This window comes from Kribbella sandramycini (assembly GCF_013131805.1).
In the GTDB taxonomy this organism is placed as follows: domain Bacteria; phylum Actinomycetota; class Actinomycetes; order Propionibacteriales; family Kribbellaceae; genus Kribbella; species Kribbella sandramycini.
Genome location: NZ_JABJRC010000003.1, coordinates 639194 through 660849, shown reverse-complemented (window position 1 = coordinate 660849; position 21656 = coordinate 639194). Strand labels below are relative to the sequence as shown.

Below are 21656 nucleotides of genomic sequence, written 5' to 3'. Positions count from 1 at the left end.
CCCCCTGCCTCTGGAAGAGGAGACCTGTCCATGCCTTCCACCCGGACCACTGCCGCCACCCTCGCGGCGGTTCTGACGCTGGGCGCGCTGACGGCGACCCCCGCAGCCGCCGCACCGCCGCCACGCCCAACAGTCACCCCCAGCACCACCTCCGTCACCCTCATCACCGGTGACGTCGTTTCGATCAGCGACGCCGGTAACGGCCGGAAGGCCGCCAGCGTCCAGCCCGCACCCGGTCGCGAGCGCATCACGTTCCACACCGTGGAGGCGGACGGCGGGCTGCGCGTCCTGCCGAGTGACGCCGTCCAGTACATCGCCTCCGGCGTGATCGACGCCGACCTGTTCGACGTCGACGAATTGATTGCCGACGGCTACGGCGACTCCGCCGTCCAGCAGTTGCCGCTGATCGTGAAGTACGCCGAAGGCGCGCGCAGCGCCGGCACACTCGCCGGTACGACGACCACTCGCCAACTGCCGTCGATCGACGCCGCAGCGGTGTCGGCGACCAAGGATCAGCTGGCCGAGCTGTGGAAGTCGTTGCGACCCGCTGCTGGCGCCCGGACGCTGAACAGCGGTGTCACCAAGGTTTGGCTGGACGGCAAGGTCCGTCCGGTGCTGGACAAGAGCGTGCCGCAGATCGGTGCGCCGGATGCCTGGAAGGCCGGCTACCAGGGCTCCGGCGTCCAGGTGGCCGTTCTGGACACCGGCGTCGACGCACAGCACCCGGACCTGGTCGGCAAGATCAAGGAGAGCCAGGACTTCTCCCAGAGTGCGACCGGCCCGGCCGACCACTTCGGACACGGGACGCACGTCGCAGCAACCATCGCCGGCACCGGTGCGGGCGCGGGCGGCACCCGCAAGGGCGTCGCCCCGCAGGCCGAGCTGCTGATCGGCAAGGTGCTCAGCGACGACGGCATCGGCTACGAGTCCTGGATCATCGGCGGGATGGAGTGGGCCGCCGACAAGGGCGCCAAGGTGGTCAACATGAGCCTCGGCGGCGGCCCGACCGACGGGACCGACCCGATGAGCCAGGCCATCAACGACCTCACCGCCCGGACCGGGACGCTCTTCGTCGTGGCCGCGGGCAACGAAGGCCGGGACGAGAGCGTCGGTACGCCGGGCGCCGCCGCCGCGGCGCTGACCGTGGGCGCAGTGGACCGGGCCGACAAGCTGGCCGACTTCTCCAGCCGCGGACCGCGCTTCGGCGACGGCGGTCTGAAGCCGGAGATCACCGCGCCGGGCGTCGACATCGTCGCTGCCCGCGCTGCCGGCACGGCCATGGGCAGCCCGATCGACAACAACTACACCGCCGCTTCCGGTACGTCGATGGCGACGCCGCACGTCGCCGGTGCCGCAGCGCTCCTTGCCCAGCAGCACCCGGACTGGAAGGCCGACCGGCTGAAGGACGCGCTGACCAGTACGGCGAAGACCCAGCCGAGCCAGTCCGTCTACGCACAGGGCGCCGGCCGCGTCGACCTCACCCGGGCGATCGCCCAGCAGGTGACTGCGAGCGGTGTCGCCGACTTCACCGGCGGCGGAGCCAGCCGGACGATCACCTACCGGAACGACAGTTCGGCCCCAGTCACACTGGCGCTGTCCGTTGCCGTGACCAACCTGGACACCAACAAGCCGGAGACGGATGCCTTCGGTCTGCCGGCCAGTGTGACCGTTCCGGCGCACGGAAGCACCGACGTCCCGCTGACACTGACGGACGGCAAGCTCGAGCGCGGTCTGCACAGCGGATGGGTCGTGGCGACCGGTCCGAGCGGAGTCGTCACCCACACCGCGGTCGGCACCTTCAAGCAGGGGCCGAAGCACACTGTGAAGCTGCGAGCGATCGGACTCGACGGACGGCCGACCGGCGTCCCGGTGGTCACGCTGTTCGGCTCGAACCCGCGCTCGGACACGCTGGCCTGGATCGGTGACGGCGACACCATCGAGGCCGAGGTCGAAGAAGGCACCTACTTCATGCACTCGCTGGTCGAGAACAGCGACCCGCAGAACGAGCAGGCCAGCCTCTACACCGATCCGAGTATCGCGGTGACCAAGGATCTGGAGTACGTGATCGACGCCCGGAGAGCGGTTCCGATCACGATCGAGACGCCGAAACCCGCGGAGCAGCAGGCGATCCTGAGCTACTACGCGCACCGCGAGTTCGGCAACGGCCGCTCGATCAGCCACGGCGTCATGCACTTCAGCACGGTCAAGCAGGTCAACGTGACCCCGACCAAGCCGGTCACCGACGGCAAGTTCGAGTTCTCGTCCCGCTGGCAGCTGGTCGCGCCGATGGTCCAGGCCGTGGTGCCTGGGGTGAGCGGTCCGCTGGACATCAACCTGCTGCACCAGTCGCCGTCCTACACCGGTAAGCGTCGTTTCCCGCTCGTGTACGCCGAATCCGACCTCAGGCGGGTCAAGGGCGCGCTGGTGGTCCAGCGGACGAGTGACGCGGTCAGCGAACAGGAGCAGATCGCGGCGGCCGCGAAAGCGGGCGCAGCGGCGATCATCCTGGTCCGGCCGGCGGATTGGAGCGCTTGGACGGTCTGGCGGCCCACTGGGGACCGCGAGCCGATCCCGGCGATGGTGACGATCGCGAAGGACGGCCAGAAGCTGATCGATCGCGCCCGGCGTGCGAATGCGACGATCGACCTGACACTGACGACGTCCAGCCCGTACCTGTACGACGTCCAGCAGGTGTCGAGCGGATCGATCCCGGCCCGCATCGTCCACAAGGTGACCGCGGCGAACAGCGCGCGGATCAGCACGCAGTACAACGACAACGGCGGTTTCAACTGGGCCAAGGAGCAGCGGTTCGGCTGGCGTCCGTGGCAGGAGTACTCCTGGAACGACCAGCAGCGGTTCGTGGAGACTCCGAAGACCCGCGAGGAGTGGGTCAGCGCCGGTGACTCGCTCTGGCAGCAGCGCGTGCACCACCTCTACACCTGGGACATCATGGGCCCGCTCCGCTCCGGTCTGACGTCGCCGCCGCGCAGCTACCGCAGCGGTACGTCGAAGGAGACCTGGTTCGGTCCGGTCGTCCGACCGGCCGTCGTCCCCGGCTCGGTCTCCACTCGGACCGGTGACCGGTTGTCGTTCCGCATCCCGTCGTTCGTGGACGCGGCCGGCCACTCCGCGAATGGTGAGACCACGGCGTCGTCCGCAACGGTCTCCCGGAACGGACAGCAGATCGCTGAGCTGCCTGACGCGTGGAACGACGTCATCACCACCAGTGCGGACGCGGCGTACCGGCTGGAGCTCAACACGGCCCGTGAGGACACCGAGTGGCTCTGGGGCACGCGCACTCAGACCGCCTGGGAGTTCCGCTCGGCCAAGACCGCTGAGGACAAGGGGACGCCGCTGTCCTTGCTGCAGGTCGGGTACCAGGCGCCGACCGACGCGACCGGCCGTGCACCTCGTACGCACGTGCTCGGCTTCGACGCACCGCGAGCACACACGCTGCAGGCCTGGGCGTCGTTCGACGAAGGCACCAGCTGGCAGAAGCTCCCGGTGATCGGGGCGCTCGGGCACTACGTCGCAGTTGTCGGCAATGCGCGCGGCACGGTGTCCCTGAAGGTTCAGGCCACCGGCCCGAACGGTACGAAGTTCACGCAGACGGTCATCCGGGCGTACGGCGTGAAGTAGTCGAGAGAACCCGCACCGGTCAGAGCCAGTCGCGTTTGGCGGCTTGGTAGGCCAGACCGGTGCGGGTGTCGACACCGGCCAGTGTCATCAGCCGGTCGAGTCGGCGCTGCACAGTACGCCGGCTGATCCCGAGCTGGGACGCGATCGACTTGTCCGGCACCCCTGCGACGAGCAGCGAGAGCAGGAAGCGTTCATGCTCGTCCAGGGCGCCGGGGTCGGTCTGGTCACTCGGCTGCAGTGCCACTGGCGTTGCCTGCTCCCAGTGGCTCTCGAACAGCGCCAGCAAGGCATCGAGCAGCTGACCGCGGTTGATCACCGCAGCCGTCGGCTCACCGATCCCCAGCTCGTCGTCCCGGACCAGCGGGCAGACGGCGGTCGCCCGGTCCACGATCGCGAGCCGGACGGGCAGCGTGGGTAGGGTGCGCGCCTCCTCGCCCCAGCTGACTCCTTCGGCGATGCTGTCCAGCTCTCCAGGAGTGGCGAGCAGCGCCCGTTCGTAGATCGCCCGATAGCGGACGCCGCGGGACAGTGCGCCGTACTCCTCGGTGTTGTCCGCACCCTGCATCGCCAGCGGGTTCGCACGGCAGAACCAGAGGATCTCCTGCCGCGCCGACTCCTGCAGGTCCCGCAGCCGCTCCCGCAGCGCGGTAGCGCCAACGACCACCTCGACCAGGTGATGCGCGTCCCGGCGGCTCGCACTGGCGCGAAACTCCTCACTCAGCGCCGCGACCGTCTTCCGGGCCGCTTCGAGAGACTCCTGACGACGTAGCAGCGTCGTCCCAAGGGCGACGTCCGGCGGCAGCGGACGGAACACCGGATCGTCCGCGGCGGTCACCGCGACCAGCCCCTTCGCCTGCAACCGCTGCAACACCTCGGCGGCCTCCGGCGCCGGCAGCTCGGCCACCTCGGCCAGGTCCGTCGCCCGCGCGGCCGCCAGCCCGACCAGCAGCCGGTAAGCGCGCTCCTCCCGGGCGTCGAGTAACACACCTTCCTGCATCGTCAGCCACCTCCGTAGACCACCTAAGCAAACGATTCCCCAGCAGCGCGACGGTTTTCCTATTGGCACCAATCGGACATGGCACCTATTTGCCATCACACCTCCGACACCCCCGCGTCCCTTGTCGTCAGTTGTTCGCGGACCTCGCCGCCGCCGAGTCACCCGCCAGTGAAGAGAGAAGCACCATGAGCCTGACCGACTACGCCGGCCTCGCCGGCCTCATCACCGCGGCCGCCCTCGCCCTCTGGATGCTCCTGGGCGCCCCGGACCTCCGCCCCACCCCCACCGCCCGCCACCGCCGAACCCGCGCCTGACCCGGCCCAAGTGGTCCAGCCAGGATTGCGAATTGGTTGTCCTGGACAACATTTCCGCGCCGGTCCGCGAATCTGTCGGCGAGGGCTGAGACGGTAGGGCGATGACGGGGATCCGCACGGCCATCGCTCGACCGACCATCACCGCCGATCCGGCGGCGAACGGCAAGAAGGTCCGGTCGCTGATGCGTAAGGCAGCGGCCGGGCGGGCCCGGCTCGTACAGTTCCCCGAGGGCATGCTGAGCGGTTATGCGAAGGCCCAGATCGCCGACTGGGCCGACGTCGACTGGCGGCTGGTCCGCGCCGAGCTCGAGGAGATCATGGCGCTGGCCGGCGAGCTCGGCGTCTGGGTCGTGCTCGGCTCGGCGCATCCGCTCACCCCGCCGAACCGGCCGCACAACAGTCTCTACGTCATCTCCGACACCGGCGCGCTCGTCGACCGCTACGACAAGCGCTACTGCTCACACACCGAGATCACGCACTTCTACAGCCCCGGCTTCGAGCCCGTCGTCTTCGACGTCGACGGCTACCGCTTCGGCACGCTGATCTGTATCGAGGTCAACTTCCCGCAGCTCTTCGCGCAGTACGAACGGCTCGGCGTCGAGTGCCTGCTGCTGTCGACGTACGGCGCCGACGACTCCTTCGAGACCAAGGCCGCCGCGCACGCCGCGATCAACTGCTACTGGGTCGCCGTCTCGGTCCCCGCGCTCCCCGACGAACCCACCCCGGCCGGCCTGATCACCCCCGCCGGCCTCTACACCACCCAGGCCGCCGGCCCCGCCGAGCTCACCTTCGCCACCATCGACCGCCAGGACCCGGCCCTCAGCACCGCCCTCCGGCACGCCCGCCCCTGGCGCGCCACGGCCGCCAAAGGCGACCTCTACCGCGCCCACGCCGTCACCGACCCCCGCTCGACCAACCGAACGGCACTGTGACCGGGCACACCCCTGGAAAAGCAAAAATCCCGGTCTTTCGACCGGGATCTGCTGCGTGCGCGAGGGGGGAGTTGAACCCCCACGCCCTTTCGGGCACACGGACCTGAACCGTGCGCGTCTGCCTATTCCGCCACCCGCGCGCTGTCGTTCGGACGATGTCCTGGCGACGAGAAGGAACATTAGCACGGGAATGTCCGGTGCTTCACATTGCGGGTTCGGTCGAACCTCCCGATACGATCGATCGTCGTACCCGGTGTGTCCGCCACGACCGGTGGACCAGGGACCGTGGACCGACCGTGGAGGAGGAGGCGTGCGACCGCTGCAGCGCTTCGAGCGACGTCTGGAGGGCATCGTGAGCGGTGTCTTCGCGCGTGCGTTCAAGGGCGACGTCGAGCCGATCGAGCTGGCGGCGGCGCTCAAGCGTGAGATCGACAACACCGCGCGGATCCTGTCCAGGGACCGCCGGCTGGTGCCGAATCACTTCACCATCGAGCTGGGGCCGGGTGATTTCGAGCGGCTGAACGCCTACGGGCGGACGCTCAATCACGAGCTGGCCAACGAGCTGCGCGATCACGCCGACATCCAGCGCTACACCTTCTCCGGCCCGATCGAGATCGAGCTGAGTCAGCAGGACGACCTCCCGACCGGTAAGTTCCGGGTGGTCAGTGCGACCGTCGGGACGCCGCAACGGCGTACTCCGTCCTACGAGCAGCCCTACCAGCAGGAGCCCTACGTGCCGCCGAACGACGGCCAGACGGTGCTGCAGAGCGCCCCGGTCACCCCACCGCCCGCACCGCAGCAGCCGCGCCGCGGCCACCCGCAGGTGATGCTCGAGGTCAACGGACGCCGGCGCCCGGTGAACCCGCCCGGCGTCGTCCTCGGCCGCGGCACCGACGCGGACATCCAGATCAACGACCCCGGCGTCTCCCGGCGGCACGCGGAGATCCGGCTGATGCCCGAGGGCAACGGCGGGATCCGCGTCGTGCTGGTCGACCTCGGGTCGACCAACGGAACGCTGGTGAACGGCCGCCGGGCCGCCGAGGTCGAGCTGGTCGACGGCTCGACCGTGCGGATCGGCAACACCACTATGACGCTGCGGCTGGCGGACGAGCCGATGGTCCAGCCGCCGAGCAGCGGGTGGTGACCGGCCCCTCATGTCGGAACTGACCCTGACCCTGATCAAACTGGGGTTCCTGGCCCTGTTGTGGATGTTCGTCCTCGCGGTGCTGTCCGTGATCAGGTCCGACCTGTTCGGCGCCAAGGTGGACAGCCGGGCCGCGGCCCCCGCCGTGCCGGCCGCCACCCGGACGCCGAAGGCCCCGAAACCGGTCAAGAAACGGAAGGGCCTGCCGGGCTCGCTGACCATCGCCGACGGGCCGCAGGCCGGGGTCGGCGCGACCCTGGTCGAGGAGCCGATCGTGATCGGCCGCGGCTCGGACTGTCAGATCCGGCTCGACGACGACTACTCCTCCACCCGGCACTCGCGGCTCTTCCTGTCCGAGGGTCAGTGGTGGGTCGAGGACCTCGGCTCCACGAACGGCACGTACCTTGACGGCCAACGGGTGACCCGCCCGGTCCCGGCCGAGATCGGCGGCTCGATCCGGATCGGCCGCACGACGCTGAACATCGCGAAGTAGGCCTGCCTCGATGACCCTGTCGCTCGACTACGCCGCACTGTCCGACGTCGGACGCGTGCGCCGCAACAACGAGGATTCGGCGTACGCCGGTCCGCACCTGCTGCTGCTCGCCGACGGAATGGGCGGCGCGGCAGCCGGCGAGGTGGCCAGCTCGGCGGCGGTCCAGGTGATCCGGCGGCTGGACACCGCCCAGATCTCCGGCGACGACATGATCGAGGCGCTGGCCGGCGCCGTCCACCGGGCCAACGAGCGGCTGTCCGAGCTCGTCGAGGAGGACCCGGAGCGCGAGGGGATGGGCTCGACCGTCACCGCGCTGATGTTCGACGGGCAGCGGCTCGGCCTGGCCCACCTGGGCGACTCCCGCGCGTACCGGATGCGTGAGGGCGTGCTCTACCAGCTCAGCCACGACCACACCTTCGTGCAGTCGCTGGTCGACGAAGGCCGGATCTCCCAGGAGGAGGCCTTCACCCACCCGCACCGGAACCTGATCCTCCGGGTGCTGGACGGCCGCCCCGACTCCGATCCCGACCTGCAGATCCTCGACGTCCAGGCCGGCGACCGGCTGATGCTGTGCAGTGACGGCCTGCCGGACTACGTGGCCGACGAGGTGATCGCCGCGTCGATGGCCGCCGGTACGCCGGACTCCGTCGTCGTCGAGCTGATCACGCATGCGCTCGAGGCCGGCTCCAACGACAACGTGACCTGTGTCGTGGCCGATGTGGTCGAGACCGCGCCCGCGAGCGGCAGCGCGCCGCAGCTGGTCGGCGCCGCGGCCGAGCTCGCCCAGGGCAGCACCGGCCCGGGCATCGCCTCCGCAGCGGGCCACGGCGGCAGCGGGCACGGCGGCGGTGGCCGCCACGCCAACATCGACCCCGAAGAGCTGCGCTACGCGCCCCGGCCGCCGCGCCGGTTCCTCTGGCCGCGCCGGATCGCCGTCGTGGTCGTCATCCTGGCGCTGATCGGCGGCGCCGGCTGGTTCGGCTACCGCTGGACGCAGGACCAGTACTACGTCGGTACCGACGGCGACTTCGTCGCGATCTTCCAGGGCGTGGATGCCGATATCCCGGGGATCACGCTCACCAAGGTCTTCGAGCTGCAGCCGCAGCTGCAGGTCGACAAGCTGCCGGCGTACAACCGTCAGCAGGTGGAGGGCAACATTCAGGCCGACGACCTGGCCGGCGCCCGCGCGATCGTCAGCGAGCTGCAGCGCACCGCGGACGAGTGCGCGAAGAAGACCAACCCGCCGGTGAAGACGACGCCGCCGCCGAGCAAGCCGCCGGTGTCGACCCCGGTCTCCACCCCGCCGGCCTCGAAGACGCCGCCCCCGTCCAGCCCGCCGCCGGGCGGTCAGACCGACCCCGACGACTGCGACGGCGTCCGATGAGTATCGCGTCGACCTCCGTCATCCAGATCATCCCGCGCACCCGGCGCGGGGTGGAGCTGTTCCTGCTGCTGATCGCGATCGGCGTCTCGGTCGGGGCCTACGTCAACATCGGCATCACCGCCCAGGGCGGCGTCCCGGCCAGCACCGGTCTGTACGCGGCCGGTATCGGCCTGCTCGCGCTGATCGCGCATCTCGCGCTCCGCTTCCGCGCGCCGTACGCCGATCCGGTGATCCTGCCCTGTGCCGTCCTGCTGAACGGGCTCGGCGTCGCGATGATCCACCGGGTCGACCTCGGGCTGACCGCGATCGGGCGCGAGAAGGGCGTTCCGTTCGCCCCGCAGCAGATCACCTGGACGGCGGTCGGCGTGGTGCTGTTCCTCGCGGTGATCGTGGTGATCCGCGACCACCGCCGGCTGCAGGCGTTCACCTACACGCTCGGCCTGGTCGGTCTGGTGCTGCTGGTGCTGCCGCTGGTCCCGGGTCTCGGTATCAACGTCAACGGCGCCTCGATCTGGATCCGGGTCGCCGGGATGTCGTTCCAGCCCGGTGAGTTCGCCAAGGTCTGCCTGGTCATCTTCTTCGCCGGCTACCTGGTCCTGAAGCGCGACGTGCTGACGCTGGCCGGGCGCCGGTTCCTCGGTCTCGACCTGCCGCGCGCCCGCGACCTCGGCCCGATCCTGGTCGCCTGGCTGGTCAGCCTGGGCGTCCTGGTCTTCGAGAGCGACCTCGGCTCCTCGCTGCTGTTCTTCGGCCTGTTCCTGTTCCTGCTGTACGTCTCCACCGAGCGGGCCGGCTGGCTGATCATCGGCGGCCTGTTGTTCGTCGGCGGCGCCTTCTTCGCCTACTCGACCTTCGGCCACGTGCACCGCCGGATCACCGACTGGCTGGACCCGTTCTCGATCGACGGCGGCCAGATCGCCAACGGCCTGATGGGCCAGGCGTGGGGCGGCGTCCTCGGCCGCGGCCTCGGCCAGGGCCGGCCCGAGTTCACCCTGTACGCGAACAGCGACATGATCATCTCCTCGCTGGCCGAGGAGCTCGGGCTGACCGGCCTGATCGCGATCCTGCTCGTCTACACCCTGATCATCGAGCGCGGTCTGCGGACGGCGCTCGGCTGCCGGGACATCTTCGGCAAGCTGATCGCCACCGGTCTGGCGATGTCGTTCTCCCTGCAGGTGTTCGTGATCGTCGGCGGTGTCACCGGGCTGATCCCGCTGACCGGTCTGGCCACGCCGTTCATGGCGCTGGGCGGTACGTCGCTGGTCGCGAACTGGGCCATCATCGGATTGCTGCTCCGGATCAGCGACCAGGCCCGCCGCCCCCAGACTCCAGCCGCCCCAGTGTCCGACGAAACGATCGCGATGGCGGTGCAGAAGCAGTGAACTCGGCAATTCGACGACTGGCCGTGGCCGCGATCGTCCTGATGCTCGCCCTGATGGCGAACTCGACGTATCTGCAGGCCTTTCGCTCCGACGAGCTGAACGGGCGCAACGACAACCGCCGCGTCCGGGACTCGCAGTTCTCGGTCGATCGCGGCGCGATCCTGCTCGGCAACACCCCGATCGCGAAGAGCGACCCGGTCGACGACCGGTTCAAGTACCAGCGCTCGTACGCCAACGGGCCGGTCTACGCGCCCGTCACCGGGTACTACTCCTACGTGTACGGCCGGGCCGGGATCGAGCTGAACATGAACTCCGAGCTGAACGGCTCGGACCCGTCCCTCGCCTTCCGCCGGATCATCGACGTGATCAGCAACCGGCCGCAGAAGGGCGCCAGCGTCACGCTGACGCTGAACCCGAAGGCCCAGCAGGCGGCGTACAACGGCCTGAAGGGCAAGATCGGCGCGGTGGTCGCGCTCGACCCGAAGACCGGCAAGGTGCTCGCGCTGGCGACCCGCCCGTCGTACGACCCGAACGAGCTGGCCTCGCACGACCTGGGCAAGGTCCGCGACGCCTGGGACAAACTGAACAAGGACGAGAACAAGCCGGCCACCAACCGGGCGGTCCGCGAGACCTACCCGCCCGGCTCGACGTTCAAGCTGGTCACGTCGGCGGCCGCGCTCTCCAGTGGGAAATACACGCCGGAGACTCCGGTGCACTCGCCGGCCGAGCTGCCGCTGCCGGAGACGACGACGCCGCTGGTGAACGAGAACGGCCGCAACTGCGGCGGCAGCGACAACGCGACGCTGACGGTCGCGCTGCGCGACTCGTGCAACACCGCGTTCGGCACCATCGGTCTGGATCTCGGCCCGGACGTGCTGCGCGATCAGGCCGCCAAGTTCGGGTTCGGCGAGCGGCACCTGCCGGAGCTGTCCGGCGTGGCGAGCCAGTTCCCCGGCGACCCGAACAAGCCGCAGACCGCGCAGTCCGCGATCGGCCAGTTCGACGTCCGGGCGACGCCGCTGCAGATGGCGATGGTCGCCGCCGGGATCGCGAACAAGGGTGAGGTGATGAAGCCCTACCTGGTCCAGAACGTGAAGGGCAGTGACCTCAAGACCGTCTCGGAGACCAAACCCGAGTCGCTGCACCAGGCGATCACCCCCGAGGTCGCGCAGCAGCTGACGCAGATGATGGTCACCGTCGTGAACGACGGCACCGGGAAGCCGGCCCGGATCTCCGGCGTCCAGGTCGCGGGGAAGACCGGTACGGCGCAGACGTCGCCGGAGCGGCCGCCGTTCGCCTGGTTCACCGCCTTCGCACCCGCCGACAACCCGCAGGTGGCGGTCGCGGTGATGATCGAGAAGGCGAATGTCGAGCGGAACGACATCGCCGGCGGCAAGTTGGCGGCGCCGATCGCCAAGTCGGTGATGGAGGCGGTGCTCAGCCAATGAGCACGATACGGAATGATGCGCTCACAGCGCGTCTTTCCAACGGGGATCCATGGGCAGCGGCAGCTACCGTGGGCAAATTGAGTGTTTTTCCGGACAGGTTGGAAGGCTGAAGTCATGACATCGCAGGCACGTCTCGTCGGCGGCCGGTACGAAGAAGGCGAACCGCTCGGCCGCGGCGGCATGGCCGAAGTGCGCAGGGGTATCGACAACCGGCTGGGCCGGGCGGTCGCGATCAAGCGGCTGCGCGTCGACCTGGCCAGCGACTCGACCTTCCAGGCCCGGTTCCGGCGGGAGGCCCAGTCGGCCGCCTCGCTGAACCACCCGACCATCGTGTCGGTCTACGACACCGGCGAGGAGCCGGACCCGAACGGCTCCGGGATCACGATCCCGTACATCGTGATGGAGCTCGTCACCGGGAAGACCCTGCGCGATCTGATCCGCGAGGGCCGCAAGATCATGCCCGAGCGCGCGCTGGAGATCACCTCCGGTGTCCTGGAGGCGCTCGACTACAGCCACCGGGCCGGCATCGTGCACCGCGACATCAAGCCCGGGAACGTGATGCTGACCCCGCAGGGCCAGGTCAAGGTGATGGACTTCGGTATCGCCCGCGCGGTCGCCGACACCACCTCGGACATGACCCAGACCGCGGCCGTGATCGGCACCGCGCAGTACCTGTCCCCGGAGCAGGCCCGCGGCGAGACCGTCGACGCCCGCTCCGACCTGTACTCGACCGGCTGCCTGCTGTACGAACTGCTCACCGGCCGGCCGCCGTTCGTCGGCGAGTCCCCGGTGTCGGTGGCCTACCAGCACGTGCGGGAGCAGCCGCTGCCGCCGTCGTCGTTCGATCCCGACATCCCGCCGGAGGTCGACGCCGTCGTCCTCAAGGCGCTGGTGAAGAACCGCGACGAGCGCTACCAGAGCGCCAACGAGATGCGGCAGGACCTGCATCGTGTGCTGGCCGGTCAGCAGGTGACCGCGCCGATGGCCGCGTTCTCCGAGACCCGCGCGATGGCCCCGACCGCGGTGGCGCCCGCCGCCGCGACGCAGGCCTTCCGGCAGACCGGCGACGACCTGCTGCCGCCCGGTGACGACGACGAGCTGGACAGCCGGGCCCGCCGCAACCGCGGGCTGGCCTACTTCCTGCTCGGCCTGGCGATCGTCGCGGTCGCGATCGGCGCCTACGCGCTGATCAACAACCTGAACGGCGACAGCGGGAACAACGCCGGCGGCGGCCAGACCTCCGCTCCGGTGGCCAACAAGGTCCAGGTCCCCGACGTCTCGAATATGACCGCCTCCCAGGCCGAGGCGGCGCTGACCGCGGCCAAGCTGAAGTTCGCCCAGGGTTCCTCGGCGCCGAGTGAGACGGTCGACCGCGGTAAGGCGATCTCGTCGACGCCGGCCGCCGGGTCGGAGGCCGAGGAGAACTCGACCGTGACCGTGGTCTTCTCCACCGGCAAGCAGGCGTTCTCGGTACCGCAGGTGGTCGACCTGCCCGAGGACCAGGCCCGGGAGAAGATCGAGAGCGTGCCCGGCAACTTCAAGGTCGCCTCGAAGACCGTCAAACAGGACTCCGAGAAGGCGGCCGGGATCGTCCTGGCCGTCAGCCCGAACCCGGACGAGAAGCACGCCTCAGGGACGACGTTCACGCTCACGGTCTCGACCGGCGAGGTCAAGGTCGAGGTGCCGGACCTGGTCAACGTCTCGGCCGAGGAGGCGATGGCCAAGCTCAAGGAGCTCGGTTTCGTGGCCGGCCAGAAGTGGGGCGAGGACACGAACGCCCCGGAGGCCACCGTGCTCGCGCAGAGCGTCGAGCCGGGGACGAAGGCGCCGAAGGGCACCAAGATCACGCTGACCATCAACCGGCTGCCGGAGGACCCGCAGAGCCCGCCGCCGTCGAACACCCCGCCGCCGGAGTCGGAGACCCCGCCGATCATCGGCGGCTGATCCCGGAACGCCGAAGCCCCCGCCAAGCCGGCGGGGGCTTCGTTGCGTTCGGACTAGCTGACCAGCGGGGCCATACCGGCCGAGCGCTCGACGGCGCCGGCGTCCCCGCACATCTCCAGCCAGTTGGCGAGCATCCGGTGGCCGCCCTCGGTGAGCACCGACTCCGGGTGGAACTGGACACCCTCGACCGGCAGATCCCGGTGCCGGGCGGCCATGATCACGCCGGCCTCGGTCCGCGCGGTGACCTGCAGCTCGTCGGGGACGGAGTCCTGCGCGATGGCCAGCGAGTGGTACCGCGTCGCGGTGAACGGCGACCGCAGCCCGGCCAGGACGCCGGCGCCCTCGTGGAACACCTGGCTGGTCTTGCCGTGCAGCAGCTCGTCGGCCCGGCCCACGACGCCGCCGTACGCGACGCCGATCGCCTGCAGCCCGAGGCAGACGCCGAAGATCGGCACCTGGCCACCGGCCTCCTTGACGATGTCCACACACGCGCCGGCCTCTTCGGGTGTCCCCGGGCCGGGCGAGAGCAGCACGCCGTCGTACGCCGTGACCTGGTCAGGCGTGACCTCGTCGTTGCGCAGCACGACGGTCTCGGCCTGCAACTGCTGCAGGTACTGGACCAGGTTGTAGACGAACGAGTCGTAGTTGTCGACGACGAGGATCCGCGGCATGCGGCCCATTCTGGCAGAGCGAGGGTGTCTGGCGGCTCCGCGCCGTAGCGAGCATGTGCTCGGTGCGGTAGCTCGGTGTGCGGGGGCGGAGGGGTCGATGCGGAGCATCGTCACCTGTGCCCCCGTGCGGCGAGGTGCCGTGCCGAGTGCAGCGCAGTAGGCGGGGAGCCGCCAGACACCCTCTTGGCTCAGCGGCCGCCGGTCGCGGACGGGCTGACCGACGGCGTCCGCTCGAAACCGGGGACGGTCGCGCTCTGCAGATCGAGCGTGCCCTCGTAGGCGGGCATCGCGATCTGGGACTCGTTCTTCACGTCGTAGCCGAGCTGGAACTTCACGACGTAGTCCTGCAGGTTCTTGATGTACTTCGACTCGTCGAGCGCCTTCTGCAGCTTCCGCCGGTCGCCGATCGCGGTGATCTTGTACGGCGGCAGGTACGGGACGCCGTGCAGGACGACCGAGTTGCCCACGCATTTGATCCCGGTCGTGGAGATCACCCGGTGGTTCTGGATCGACAGCGCGTCGGCGCCGCCGGCCCAGAGCGCGTTCACGACGGCCTGGATGTCCTGCTGGTGGATGACCAGCCAGTCGGCGTCCACGTCGGGGTTGTCCTTGACGACCTCACGCGGGGCGTCCTTGAGCGTGACGGTCAGCCCGGAGCCGGTGACCGGCGTCGTCCCGACCGCGAGGGAGAGGTCTTTGAGCCGCTTGGACAGCTTGGGGTCGATCGAACCCTGCTGGGTCTGGAGGCGCTCGATATCCTGGGTGAGGGCGGCGTGCTGGCGGACGAGCGTCGCGCTGCGGCGGCTCTGCTCCTCGACCAGGCCGGCCAGCGTGGTGTTCCGGCTGGGGCGCAGATCGGTGCCGCGGGCGCTCGTGGCGCTGGTCGCGAACAGCAGACCGGCGCACAGCAGCGCCAGTGGCACGCCTGCGCGCCACAGCGAAATCCGCTTCAATTTCCGCACGGAAGCTCTCCGACCTGCTGTCTGGACTACGTTGCACTACGCTAACCCGGGACCGGACCCGACAGGTCTGGGCCTGCCTGACCGACAGAGGTCAGCTTATGCGTCCTTACAAGGAGTTCAGCCGTGCCCGAGTCGAGTAGCCGCAAGACGAAGAAGACCGAGAAGGTCAAGGCCGAGAAGACGCCGAAGCAGCCGCGCACCACCAGCCGCGTGTGGGTCGCGCCGCTGATGCTGGCTTCCTGGCTGCTCGGGCTGGCCTGGCTGGTCGTCTTCTACGTGGCCGGCCAGGACATCCCGGGTATGCGCGACCTCGGCAACTGGAACCTGCTGGTCGGTATGGGCCTGATCGCGCTCGGCTTCGTCGTCTCGACCCAGTGGGTCTGACCGCCTCCTGACCGCGGGCGCCGCGGGCCTCAGCCGGTGATCGGGCGCACCTTGGCGAGGTCCGCGGTCAGCTGCCGCAGCGCGGGCGCGAACTGCGCCCAACTGGTCGGTGTCTCCGGGTTCCACGCGTAGACCTGGCCTGCCTTGACGGCGGGTAGCCGGCCGACGGTCGGGTACTTCGCCAGCTCCGTGGTGAACGGCGCCGCGTTCCGCACGTCGTACAGGATCACGTCCGCCGGGTACTTGTCGGCCAGCTCCCAGGAGACCGTCTCCCAGTGCGGCTGCTTCGGGTCGAACTTCGGGACGACGAACCCGACGCCGAGCTGCTTGAGCAGCGCGATGTCCGAGAAGGCATCCGGGTTTCCGAAGTACAGGTTGTCCGGCGTGCCGGAGACGAACAGGACCTTCAGCCCCTTCTGCTGGGCCGCCTGATCGGCGACGGCCTTCGACGCGGCCGCGAACTCCGCCTTGGCCTTGACCACCGGCTCGGCATTCAGGTCGGCGCCGAGCGCGGTCGCCAGCTCGGCGTACCGGTCGATGACCTTGTCGACCGGCACCCCGACGTAGTCGATACCGAGGGTCGGCGCGATCGCCTCGATCGCGGCGACGGACTCCTTCGACACGTACCAGAGCTCCTTGGGCACCTGGATCGGCGCGACCAGCAGCTCCGGCTTCAGCGCGGCGAACTTCTCCACCGCGAACTCGCCCCAGGTCTCCGAGAACAGCGTGAGCTTGGTCAGGTCGACGTTGCCGGCCAGGATGTCCGCGCTGCCGTCGGCCTTGGTCGCCTTCCCGAACGCGCCGACCGGGCGCAGCCCAAGATCCCACAGCGCGGCCGCCGCCTGGATCTGCGCGACCACCGCTGTCGGGCGGGTCGGCCGGCTGATCTTGACGCCGCGGTCGTCGGTGAACTCCCACGGTCCGCCGGTCGCGCCGCCGGTGGGCGACTCCGACTTCGAACAGGCGGCGAGCGCCAGCGTGGCCCCCGCTCCGAGTAACAGACTGCGCCGAGTCAGCACCGCCGGACTCCTTCATCGTCAGAAAATAAGGCAAGGCTTACCTTAAACCTGGACGGCGGATCCGGCGAAAGCCGAAGTTATCCACACCCGTATCCCCAGCTGTGCACACCGTTTCGGCCGACTTATCCCCAACTTGTGGCCGAGTTATCCACGGTATCCACCGAAAACTGCCCGAAATCTGTGGATAAGTCCGGTTTGAAGCAGCCAGTTTCCACATCGTTCACCTGCTGCTCTTGCTGTACGTAGAGGTGTATGTATAGTTGTACTTATGCCGAACAAGACGATCTACGTGTCGGACGACGACCTGCCGGTGTACAAACGCGCCCAGGAGCTCGCCGGCAACCTTTCCTCGGCCATCTCGATCGCACTGCGCAAGTACGTCGAGATGGAGGAGGGCCGCCTCGAGGGGTACGACGAGATCACCGTGCGGGTCGGCCGGGGCACCGGTCGCAAGCAGCGGTTCTCGGGTGTGCTGATCGCCGAGGGCGGTCGGTCCAGCGCGAACGGGTACGAGGCCTTCAAGGTGTACCGCAGCCGGAGCGGAAAGTTCGTGCTGCACGCCGATCGCCGTCAGCAGTTCGTCCAGAACGCCGATGACGAGCGCTACTTGACCGGGTGGCGCTCCTGGGTCGGCAACTGGAGCAGCGACCAGTCCTGGAGCATGGCGCAGGGCGAGGCGACCCTCGCGGTCGTCGAGACGGTCGAAGAGCTACGCGCCCTGATCCCCGAAGACCTGTACGCCCTGGTCGAAGAAGCCGCCGACCAGCCCGCGGTGGAGGACCTCGACATCTAGTCCGTCCCCGGCATCCCTGATTCACCTCCCGGCGACCAGCGCGCGGTCGGCCGGTCGGTTCACCCTGCCCGAAATCCGAAAGAAGGAACCATGTCCACAGCGATCGAGGCCCGCGGACTGCACAAGTCCTACGGCGACAAAGTCGTGCTCGCCGGGATCGACCTGACCGTTGCCGAAGGCACGATCTTCTCGTTGCTCGGCCCGAACGGGGCCGGTAAGACCACGGCCGTCCAGATCCTCTCCACGCTGATCACCGCCGACGCCGGAGCGATCCGGGTGGCCGGTCACGACCTGGCTGCCGAGCCGGACGCCGTCCGCGCGGCAATCGGCGTCACCGGGCAGTTCTCCGCCGTCGACGGCCTGCTGACCGGTCGGGAGAACCTGATCATGATGGCCGACCTCGGCCATCTCGGCCGCCGCGCGGCGCGGACCCGGGCCGACGAGCTCCTTGAGCAGTTCGACCTGGTCGAGGCCGGCGGCAAACTCGCCATGACGTACTCCGGCGGGATGAAGCGCCGGCTCGATCTGGCCATGACCCTGGTCGGCAGCCCGCGGATCATCTTCCTGGACGAGCCAACCACCGGCCTCGACCCACGCAGCCGGCACAACATGTGGACGACGATCCGCGCGCTGGTCGCCACCGGCGTCACGGTCTTCCTGACCACCCAGTACCTGGAGGAGGCCGATCAGCTCGCCGACCAGATCGCCGTCCTGGACCACGGGCAGCTGGTCGCCGAGGGGACGCCGGAGCAGCTCAAGCGGCTCGTTCCCGGTGGCCACGTGCTGCTGCGCTTCAACTCACCGGAGGAGTTCACGCTCGCCGGCCAGGTGCTGACGGCCGGCGTACCGAACCCCGAAGCACTGACCCTGCAGGTGCCGAACGACGGCAGCGTCCTCGCGCTGCGCGACCTGTTGACCCGCATCGAGGACTCCTCGCTGGAGGTCGGCGAGCTGACGGTCCACACCCCCGACCTGGACGACGTGTTCTTCGCCGTCACGGGCCAGCCCACTCACGAGAAGGCGTTGAGCGCATGAGCACCGCTTCCTACCCTGTGGCCGACACCGCCACGATGTTGCGCCGCAATCTGCGGCACGCCCTGCGCTACCCGGCCCTGTCGCTGGGCGCGGTCGGGATGCCGATCATCATGTTGCTGCTGTTCGGCCTGATCTTCGGCGACACGTTCTCGGCCGGTCTCGGCGGCGGCGCCGACGGGTTCGCCTACCTCGACTTCCTGACCCCGGGACTACTGCTGATGGCGATCGCCTCCGGCACGATGTCACCCGCGATCGGCGCCGCGATGGACATGACCGAGGGCATCGTGGCCCGGTTCCGGACGATGGCGATCTTCCGGCCGGCCGTGCTGACCGGGCATGTGCTCGGCAACGTCGTCCTGACCACGATCAGCCTGGCCGTCGTGGTCGGCTTCGCCGTCCTGATCGGGTTCCGGCCGAACGCCTCGGTGGTCGACTGGCTGCTCGCCGCCGGTCTGCTGATCGCCGTCACGATCGCGCTGACCTGGTTCGCGATCGCGCTCGGCCTGATCAGCAAGACCGCCGAGGGCGCGAGCAACATCGTGCTGCCGATCAGCTTCGTGCTGCCCTTCCTGAGCAACACCTTCCTCCCGCTCGACGCGATGCCGAGCGGCGTCCGCTGGTTCGCCGAGTACCAGCCGTTCACGCCGATCATCGACACCCTGCGGCACCTGCTGATCGGTACGCCGGTCAAGGACGGCTCGGGCCTGCAGGCGATCGGCTGGTGCGTCGCGATCACCGTCGTCGGCTACTTCTGGGCGCAGAAGAGCTACAACAAGGGGACCGCGGCCTAAGAAGGTGCGCCCAAGCGGTTCGCGCGCGAGCGGACGTGCGCCGGGACGAGTAGGTCGCAGTCCGGGTTGTTCTCGGGCTCACCGGCGATCACGTGGAGCGGGATCACGCCTGTCCAGTAGGGCAGGTCGAGGTCCTGCTCCTCGTCGTTGGCAGGCCCCGAGCGGGTCTTCACCGAGGCCTCGGTGAGATCGAGTGCGAGGACCGAGGTCTTCGCCAGCTCCTTGCGGTTCGGCGGGCGAGTCGCGGAGGACCGCCCGGGGACGAGGTGATCGACGATCCGGTTCAGCCCGTGCAGCTTCTCGTCCGGGTCCTCGACCAGCCGCGGGACGCCGAAGATCACCGCCGACCGGTAGTTGACCGAGTGATGGAACGCCGAGCGCGCCAGCACCAGCCCGTCCGCGTGCGTCACGGTCACACAGACCGCCTGCCGCGGCGCGGCCACCACACTCCGCGCGGCCACCGACCCGTGCAGATAGAGCGTCCCGTCCGGCCCGCGGTCGATGTCGACGCCGTACGCCGTCGGCAGCACCAGCGGGTCGCCGTCGACCACGACACCGAGGTGGCAGAACATGCCGTCGGTCAGGACGTCGTACAGGGCCTGCCGCTCGGTGGCGGCGCGCTCCTTGGAACGGCGCAGAGTGGTCCGGGCAGTCGGCTGCAATCTGGTCGTCATGTCTCCAGGGTCAGGGACGAGTGGCATGCTGACACGGTCCATTCATCGAGGAAATCGGTAGTCCATTCCGTGCAGACCTCACTCCCGCTGGTCGTCGACCGATCCGGTTCGCTCCCGCTGCATCTGCAACTGGCCGAGCAGTTCCGGGCTGCCGTCCTGGACGGCCGGCTGCAGGCCGGGCATCGCTTGCCGTCCACTCGCGACCTGGCCAAGCAGTTGTCCGTGGCGCGGGCCGTGGCACAGGCGGCGTACGACCAGTTGCAGGCGGAAGGATGGATCGAGGGTCGCACCGGCGCGGGCACGTTCGTCACGGACGTCGCGCCGCTACGCCCGGCCGAGCGCCGACGGACGGCGTCCGCCCCGGAGCCCGAGCGCGAACTGCTGACACTGCGGCCCGGCATCCCGTACATCGACCCAACGCCCGACCCGGGCTGGCGCCGCGCCTGGCGCGAGGTCTCCACCCAATCCCCACCGCGTGGGTACGACGACGCCGCCGGCCTCCCCGCGTTGCGGACGGCGCTGGCCGAGCACGTCGGTCGCGTCCGGGGGATCGCTTGTGCGCCGGAGAACATCCTGATCACCGACGGCACCGTGCACGGGCTCCGCCTGCTGCTGACCGTCACCCAGCGCCCCGGCGACCGGATCGCCATCGAGGACCCCGGCTACCTGAACGCGGTCGTCGCCGCCCGCGACCACGGCCTGCGGATCGTCGACGTCCCGGTCGATCGCGACGGCCTACGGGTCGCCGAACTTCCCGACGACCTCGCCGCGGTCTACGTCACGCCGTCCCATCAATACCCGCTCGGCGGTCGGCTACCCGTTGCCCGGCGCAACGAGTTGATCCGCTGGGCGCGGCGGACGAACGCACTGCTGATCGAGGACGACTACGACAGCGAGTTCCGCTTCGACGTCGCGCCACTGCCCGCCCTGGCCCAACTCGACCTGGACCGCGTTGTCCACCTCGGCACACTCTCCAAAACCCTCAGCCCGGCACTCCGCCTCGGCTGGCTCGTCGCCGCCGCGCCCACCGTCGACCGCCTGGCCGCCTTCCGCGCCGACTCCGGCGACTGGCCCGGCTGGCCCATGCAGGCCGCCCTCCTCGCCATGCTCCGCGACGGCTACCTGGACCAAGCCATCCGCAAACACCGCCGCCGCTACGCCGACCGCCGCACCCAAGCCTGCGCCGCCCTCGCCCCCTACGGCCGCGTCGTAGGCCAAGAAGCCGGCCTACACATCACCCTCCTACTCCCCAACCACCTGGACGACCGCACGCTCGCCACCCAAGCCCGCGCAGCCGGCCTGGACCTGGCCCCCCTCTCCGACTACCGCCGCACCACCCCAGGCCCACCCGGCCTGGTCATCGGCTACGCCACCCCCACCACCCCCGACCTCCACAAAGCCCTCACCATCCTCACCACCCTCCTCGCCCACCCCCAGCCCCCGCTTGATGGGCTCACCCACCAAACGGCGGGTAGGCCAACCGCCTCCGACTAGCTCACCCACCCCGCCGCTGGCCCACCCACCAAACACCCCGTTTCATGGGCCAACCCACGCGTTTGATGGGCCAGCCCAACCGGCGGTGGGTGGGCTAGCTGCCTGCGACTGGCCCACCCCGCTCGCCGTGGGCTTACCCAGGAAAGGTGGGGCGTC

Annotated in this window: 19 protein-coding genes and 1 tRNA gene; 14 read left to right on the top strand and 6 right to left on the bottom strand. The window is 69.4% G+C overall.

All coding sequences use genetic code 11. From position 1 onward, the window contains the following. Window positions 1-30: 30 nt before the first annotated feature. A complete protein-coding gene (locus HPO96_RS16655) occupies window positions 31-3639 on the top strand; it encodes a S8 family serine peptidase (RefSeq protein ID WP_238355146.1) in 3609 nt (1202 codons plus the stop codon). Window positions 3640-3658: 19 nt separating this feature from the next. On the opposite strand, the gene HPO96_RS16650 is transcribed toward HPO96_RS16655, so the two are convergent. Continuing rightward, window positions 3659-4636, bottom strand: a complete 978-nt coding sequence (locus HPO96_RS16650; protein ID WP_171674350.1) for a helix-turn-helix domain-containing protein — start codon at window positions 4634-4636, stop codon at window positions 3659-3661. A gap of 185 nt (window positions 4637-4821) precedes the next feature. Between HPO96_RS16650 and HPO96_RS39090 the strand changes: the two genes are divergently transcribed. Next, window positions 4822-4950, top strand: coding sequence for a hypothetical protein (locus HPO96_RS39090; protein ID WP_272954610.1), 129 nt, complete (start codon window positions 4822-4824; stop codon window positions 4948-4950). A 101-nt stretch (window positions 4951-5051) separates the two neighbouring features. Next, window positions 5052-5882 (top strand): carbon-nitrogen hydrolase family protein, encoded by an 831-nt coding sequence (locus HPO96_RS39085; RefSeq protein WP_171674349.1) that lies wholly within the window; start codon window positions 5052-5054, stop codon window positions 5880-5882. 56 nt (window positions 5883-5938) lie between these two features. Here HPO96_RS39085 and HPO96_RS16640 read toward each other — a convergent pair. Further along, a tRNA-Leu gene (locus tag HPO96_RS16640) sits at window positions 5939-6022 on the bottom strand. Window positions 6023-6192: 170 nt separating this feature from the next. Between HPO96_RS16640 and HPO96_RS16635 the strand changes: the two genes are divergently transcribed. The 6 genes from HPO96_RS16635 (at window position 6193) to pknB (ending at window position 13677) form a co-directional block, all read left to right on the top strand. Beyond that, a complete protein-coding gene (locus tag HPO96_RS16635; RefSeq protein WP_171674348.1) occupies window positions 6193-7026 on the top strand; it encodes an FhaA domain-containing protein in 834 nt (277 codons plus the stop codon). A gap of 10 nt (window positions 7027-7036) precedes the next feature. After that, window positions 7037-7519, top strand: a complete 483-nt coding sequence (locus tag HPO96_RS16630) for an FHA domain-containing protein FhaB/FipA (RefSeq protein WP_171674347.1) — start codon at window positions 7037-7039, stop codon at window positions 7517-7519. 10 nt (window positions 7520-7529) lie between these two features. Then, window positions 7530-8903, top strand: coding sequence for a PP2C family protein-serine/threonine phosphatase (locus HPO96_RS16625; RefSeq protein ID WP_171674346.1), 1374 nt, complete (start codon window positions 7530-7532; stop codon window positions 8901-8903). Next, window positions 8900-10285 carry an FtsW/RodA/SpoVE family cell cycle protein gene (locus HPO96_RS16620; RefSeq protein WP_171674345.1) on the top strand — a complete coding sequence of 462 codons (1386 nt, stop codon included), beginning with the start codon at window positions 8900-8902 and terminating at the stop codon, window positions 10283-10285. Before HPO96_RS16625 ends, HPO96_RS16620 begins: the two co-directional genes overlap by 4 nt. Next, entirely contained in the window at window positions 10282-11733 is a 1452-nt protein-coding gene (locus HPO96_RS16615; protein ID WP_171674344.1) for a penicillin-binding transpeptidase domain-containing protein, read from the top strand. Before HPO96_RS16620 ends, HPO96_RS16615 begins: the two co-directional genes overlap by 4 nt. A 114-nt stretch (window positions 11734-11847) precedes the next feature. Continuing rightward, a complete protein-coding gene (gene pknB / locus HPO96_RS16610) occupies window positions 11848-13677 on the top strand; it encodes a Stk1 family PASTA domain-containing Ser/Thr kinase (RefSeq protein ID WP_171674343.1) in 1830 nt (609 codons plus the stop codon). Between the two features lie 53 nt (window positions 13678-13730). On the opposite strand, the gene HPO96_RS16605 is transcribed toward pknB, so the two are convergent. Together HPO96_RS16605 and HPO96_RS16600 are read right to left on the bottom strand one after the other, a co-directional pair. Further along, window positions 13731-14348 (bottom strand): aminodeoxychorismate/anthranilate synthase component II, encoded by a 618-nt coding sequence (locus HPO96_RS16605; protein WP_171674342.1) that lies wholly within the window; start codon window positions 14346-14348, stop codon window positions 13731-13733. 188 nt (window positions 14349-14536) lie between these two features. Continuing rightward, a complete protein-coding gene (locus tag HPO96_RS16600; RefSeq protein ID WP_171674341.1) occupies window positions 14537-15310 on the bottom strand; it encodes a DUF881 domain-containing protein in 774 nt (257 codons plus the stop codon). Window positions 15311-15433: 123 nt separating this feature from the next. On the opposite strand from HPO96_RS16600, the gene HPO96_RS38270 reads away from it, so the two are divergent. After that, a complete protein-coding gene (locus HPO96_RS38270) occupies window positions 15434-15694 on the top strand; it encodes a cell division protein CrgA (RefSeq protein ID WP_171674340.1) in 261 nt (86 codons plus the stop codon). 29 nt (window positions 15695-15723) lie between these two features. Here the strand turns inward: HPO96_RS38270 and HPO96_RS16590 are convergent, their stop codons facing one another. Further along, the gene (locus HPO96_RS16590) at window positions 15724-16713 is read right to left on the bottom strand and encodes an ABC transporter substrate-binding protein (RefSeq protein ID WP_171674339.1); all 990 of its coding nucleotides are present in this window, start codon (window positions 16711-16713) and stop codon (window positions 15724-15726) included. A 268-nt stretch (window positions 16714-16981) separates the two neighbouring features. Between HPO96_RS16590 and HPO96_RS16585 the strand changes: the two genes are divergently transcribed. From HPO96_RS16585 to HPO96_RS16575, 3 genes are all read left to right on the top strand, one after another. Further along, window positions 16982-17506, top strand: coding sequence for an EXLDI protein (locus tag HPO96_RS16585; RefSeq protein ID WP_171674338.1), 525 nt, complete (start codon window positions 16982-16984; stop codon window positions 17504-17506). A 90-nt stretch (window positions 17507-17596) separates the two neighbouring features. Beyond that, complete coding sequence (locus HPO96_RS16580; protein WP_171674337.1) at window positions 17597-18541, top strand: ATP-binding cassette domain-containing protein; 945 nt, start codon at window positions 17597-17599, stop codon at window positions 18539-18541. After that, on the top strand, window positions 18538-19332 hold the full coding sequence (locus HPO96_RS16575) for an ABC transporter permease (RefSeq protein WP_171674336.1): 795 nt from the start codon (window positions 18538-18540) through the stop codon (window positions 19330-19332). Before HPO96_RS16580 ends, HPO96_RS16575 begins: the two co-directional genes overlap by 4 nt. Here HPO96_RS16575 and HPO96_RS16570 read toward each other — a convergent pair. Continuing rightward, a complete protein-coding gene (locus HPO96_RS16570) occupies window positions 19329-20006 on the bottom strand; it encodes a pyridoxamine 5'-phosphate oxidase family protein (protein WP_238355145.1) in 678 nt (225 codons plus the stop codon). The two genes, HPO96_RS16575 and HPO96_RS16570, sit on opposite strands and share 4 nt — an antisense overlap. A gap of 69 nt (window positions 20007-20075) precedes the next feature. Between HPO96_RS16570 and pdxR the strand changes: the two genes are divergently transcribed. Beyond that, entirely contained in the window at window positions 20076-21500 is a 1425-nt protein-coding gene (pdxR, locus tag HPO96_RS16565) for a MocR-like pyridoxine biosynthesis transcription factor PdxR (protein WP_171674334.1), read from the top strand. Window positions 21501-21656 lie beyond the last annotated feature (156 nt).

What these genes read in the sequence shown, in the direction of transcription:
- HPO96_RS16655 (WP_238355146.1), top strand. Translation starts at nt 31, where the DNA reads ATGCCTTCCACCCGGACCACTGCCGCCACCCTCGCGGCGGTTCTGACG.
- HPO96_RS16650 (WP_171674350.1), bottom strand. Translation starts at nt 4,636, where the DNA reads ATGCAGGAAGGTGTGTTACTCGACGCCCGGGAGGAGCGCGCTTACCGG.
- HPO96_RS39090 (WP_272954610.1), top strand. Translation starts at nt 4,822, where the DNA reads ATGAGCCTGACCGACTACGCCGGCCTCGCCGGCCTCATCACCGCGGCC.
- HPO96_RS39085 (WP_171674349.1), top strand. Translation starts at nt 5,052, where the DNA reads ATGACGGGGATCCGCACGGCCATCGCTCGACCGACCATCACCGCCGAT.
- HPO96_RS16630 (WP_171674347.1), top strand. Translation starts at nt 7,037, where the DNA reads ATGTCGGAACTGACCCTGACCCTGATCAAACTGGGGTTCCTGGCCCTG.
- HPO96_RS16625 (WP_171674346.1), top strand. Translation starts at nt 7,530, where the DNA reads ATGACCCTGTCGCTCGACTACGCCGCACTGTCCGACGTCGGACGCGTG.
- HPO96_RS16620 (WP_171674345.1), top strand. Translation starts at nt 8,900, where the DNA reads ATGAGTATCGCGTCGACCTCCGTCATCCAGATCATCCCGCGCACCCGG.
- pknB (WP_171674343.1), top strand. Translation starts at nt 11,848, where the DNA reads ATGACATCGCAGGCACGTCTCGTCGGCGGCCGGTACGAAGAAGGCGAA.
- HPO96_RS16605 (WP_171674342.1), bottom strand. Translation starts at nt 14,348, where the DNA reads ATGCCGCGGATCCTCGTCGTCGACAACTACGACTCGTTCGTCTACAAC.
- HPO96_RS16585 (WP_171674338.1), top strand. Translation starts at nt 16,982, where the DNA reads ATGCCGAACAAGACGATCTACGTGTCGGACGACGACCTGCCGGTGTAC.
- HPO96_RS16580 (WP_171674337.1), top strand. Translation starts at nt 17,597, where the DNA reads ATGTCCACAGCGATCGAGGCCCGCGGACTGCACAAGTCCTACGGCGAC.
- HPO96_RS16575 (WP_171674336.1), top strand. Translation starts at nt 18,538, where the DNA reads ATGAGCACCGCTTCCTACCCTGTGGCCGACACCGCCACGATGTTGCGC.
- HPO96_RS16570 (WP_238355145.1), bottom strand. Translation starts at nt 20,006, where the DNA reads ATGACGACCAGATTGCAGCCGACTGCCCGGACCACTCTGCGCCGTTCC.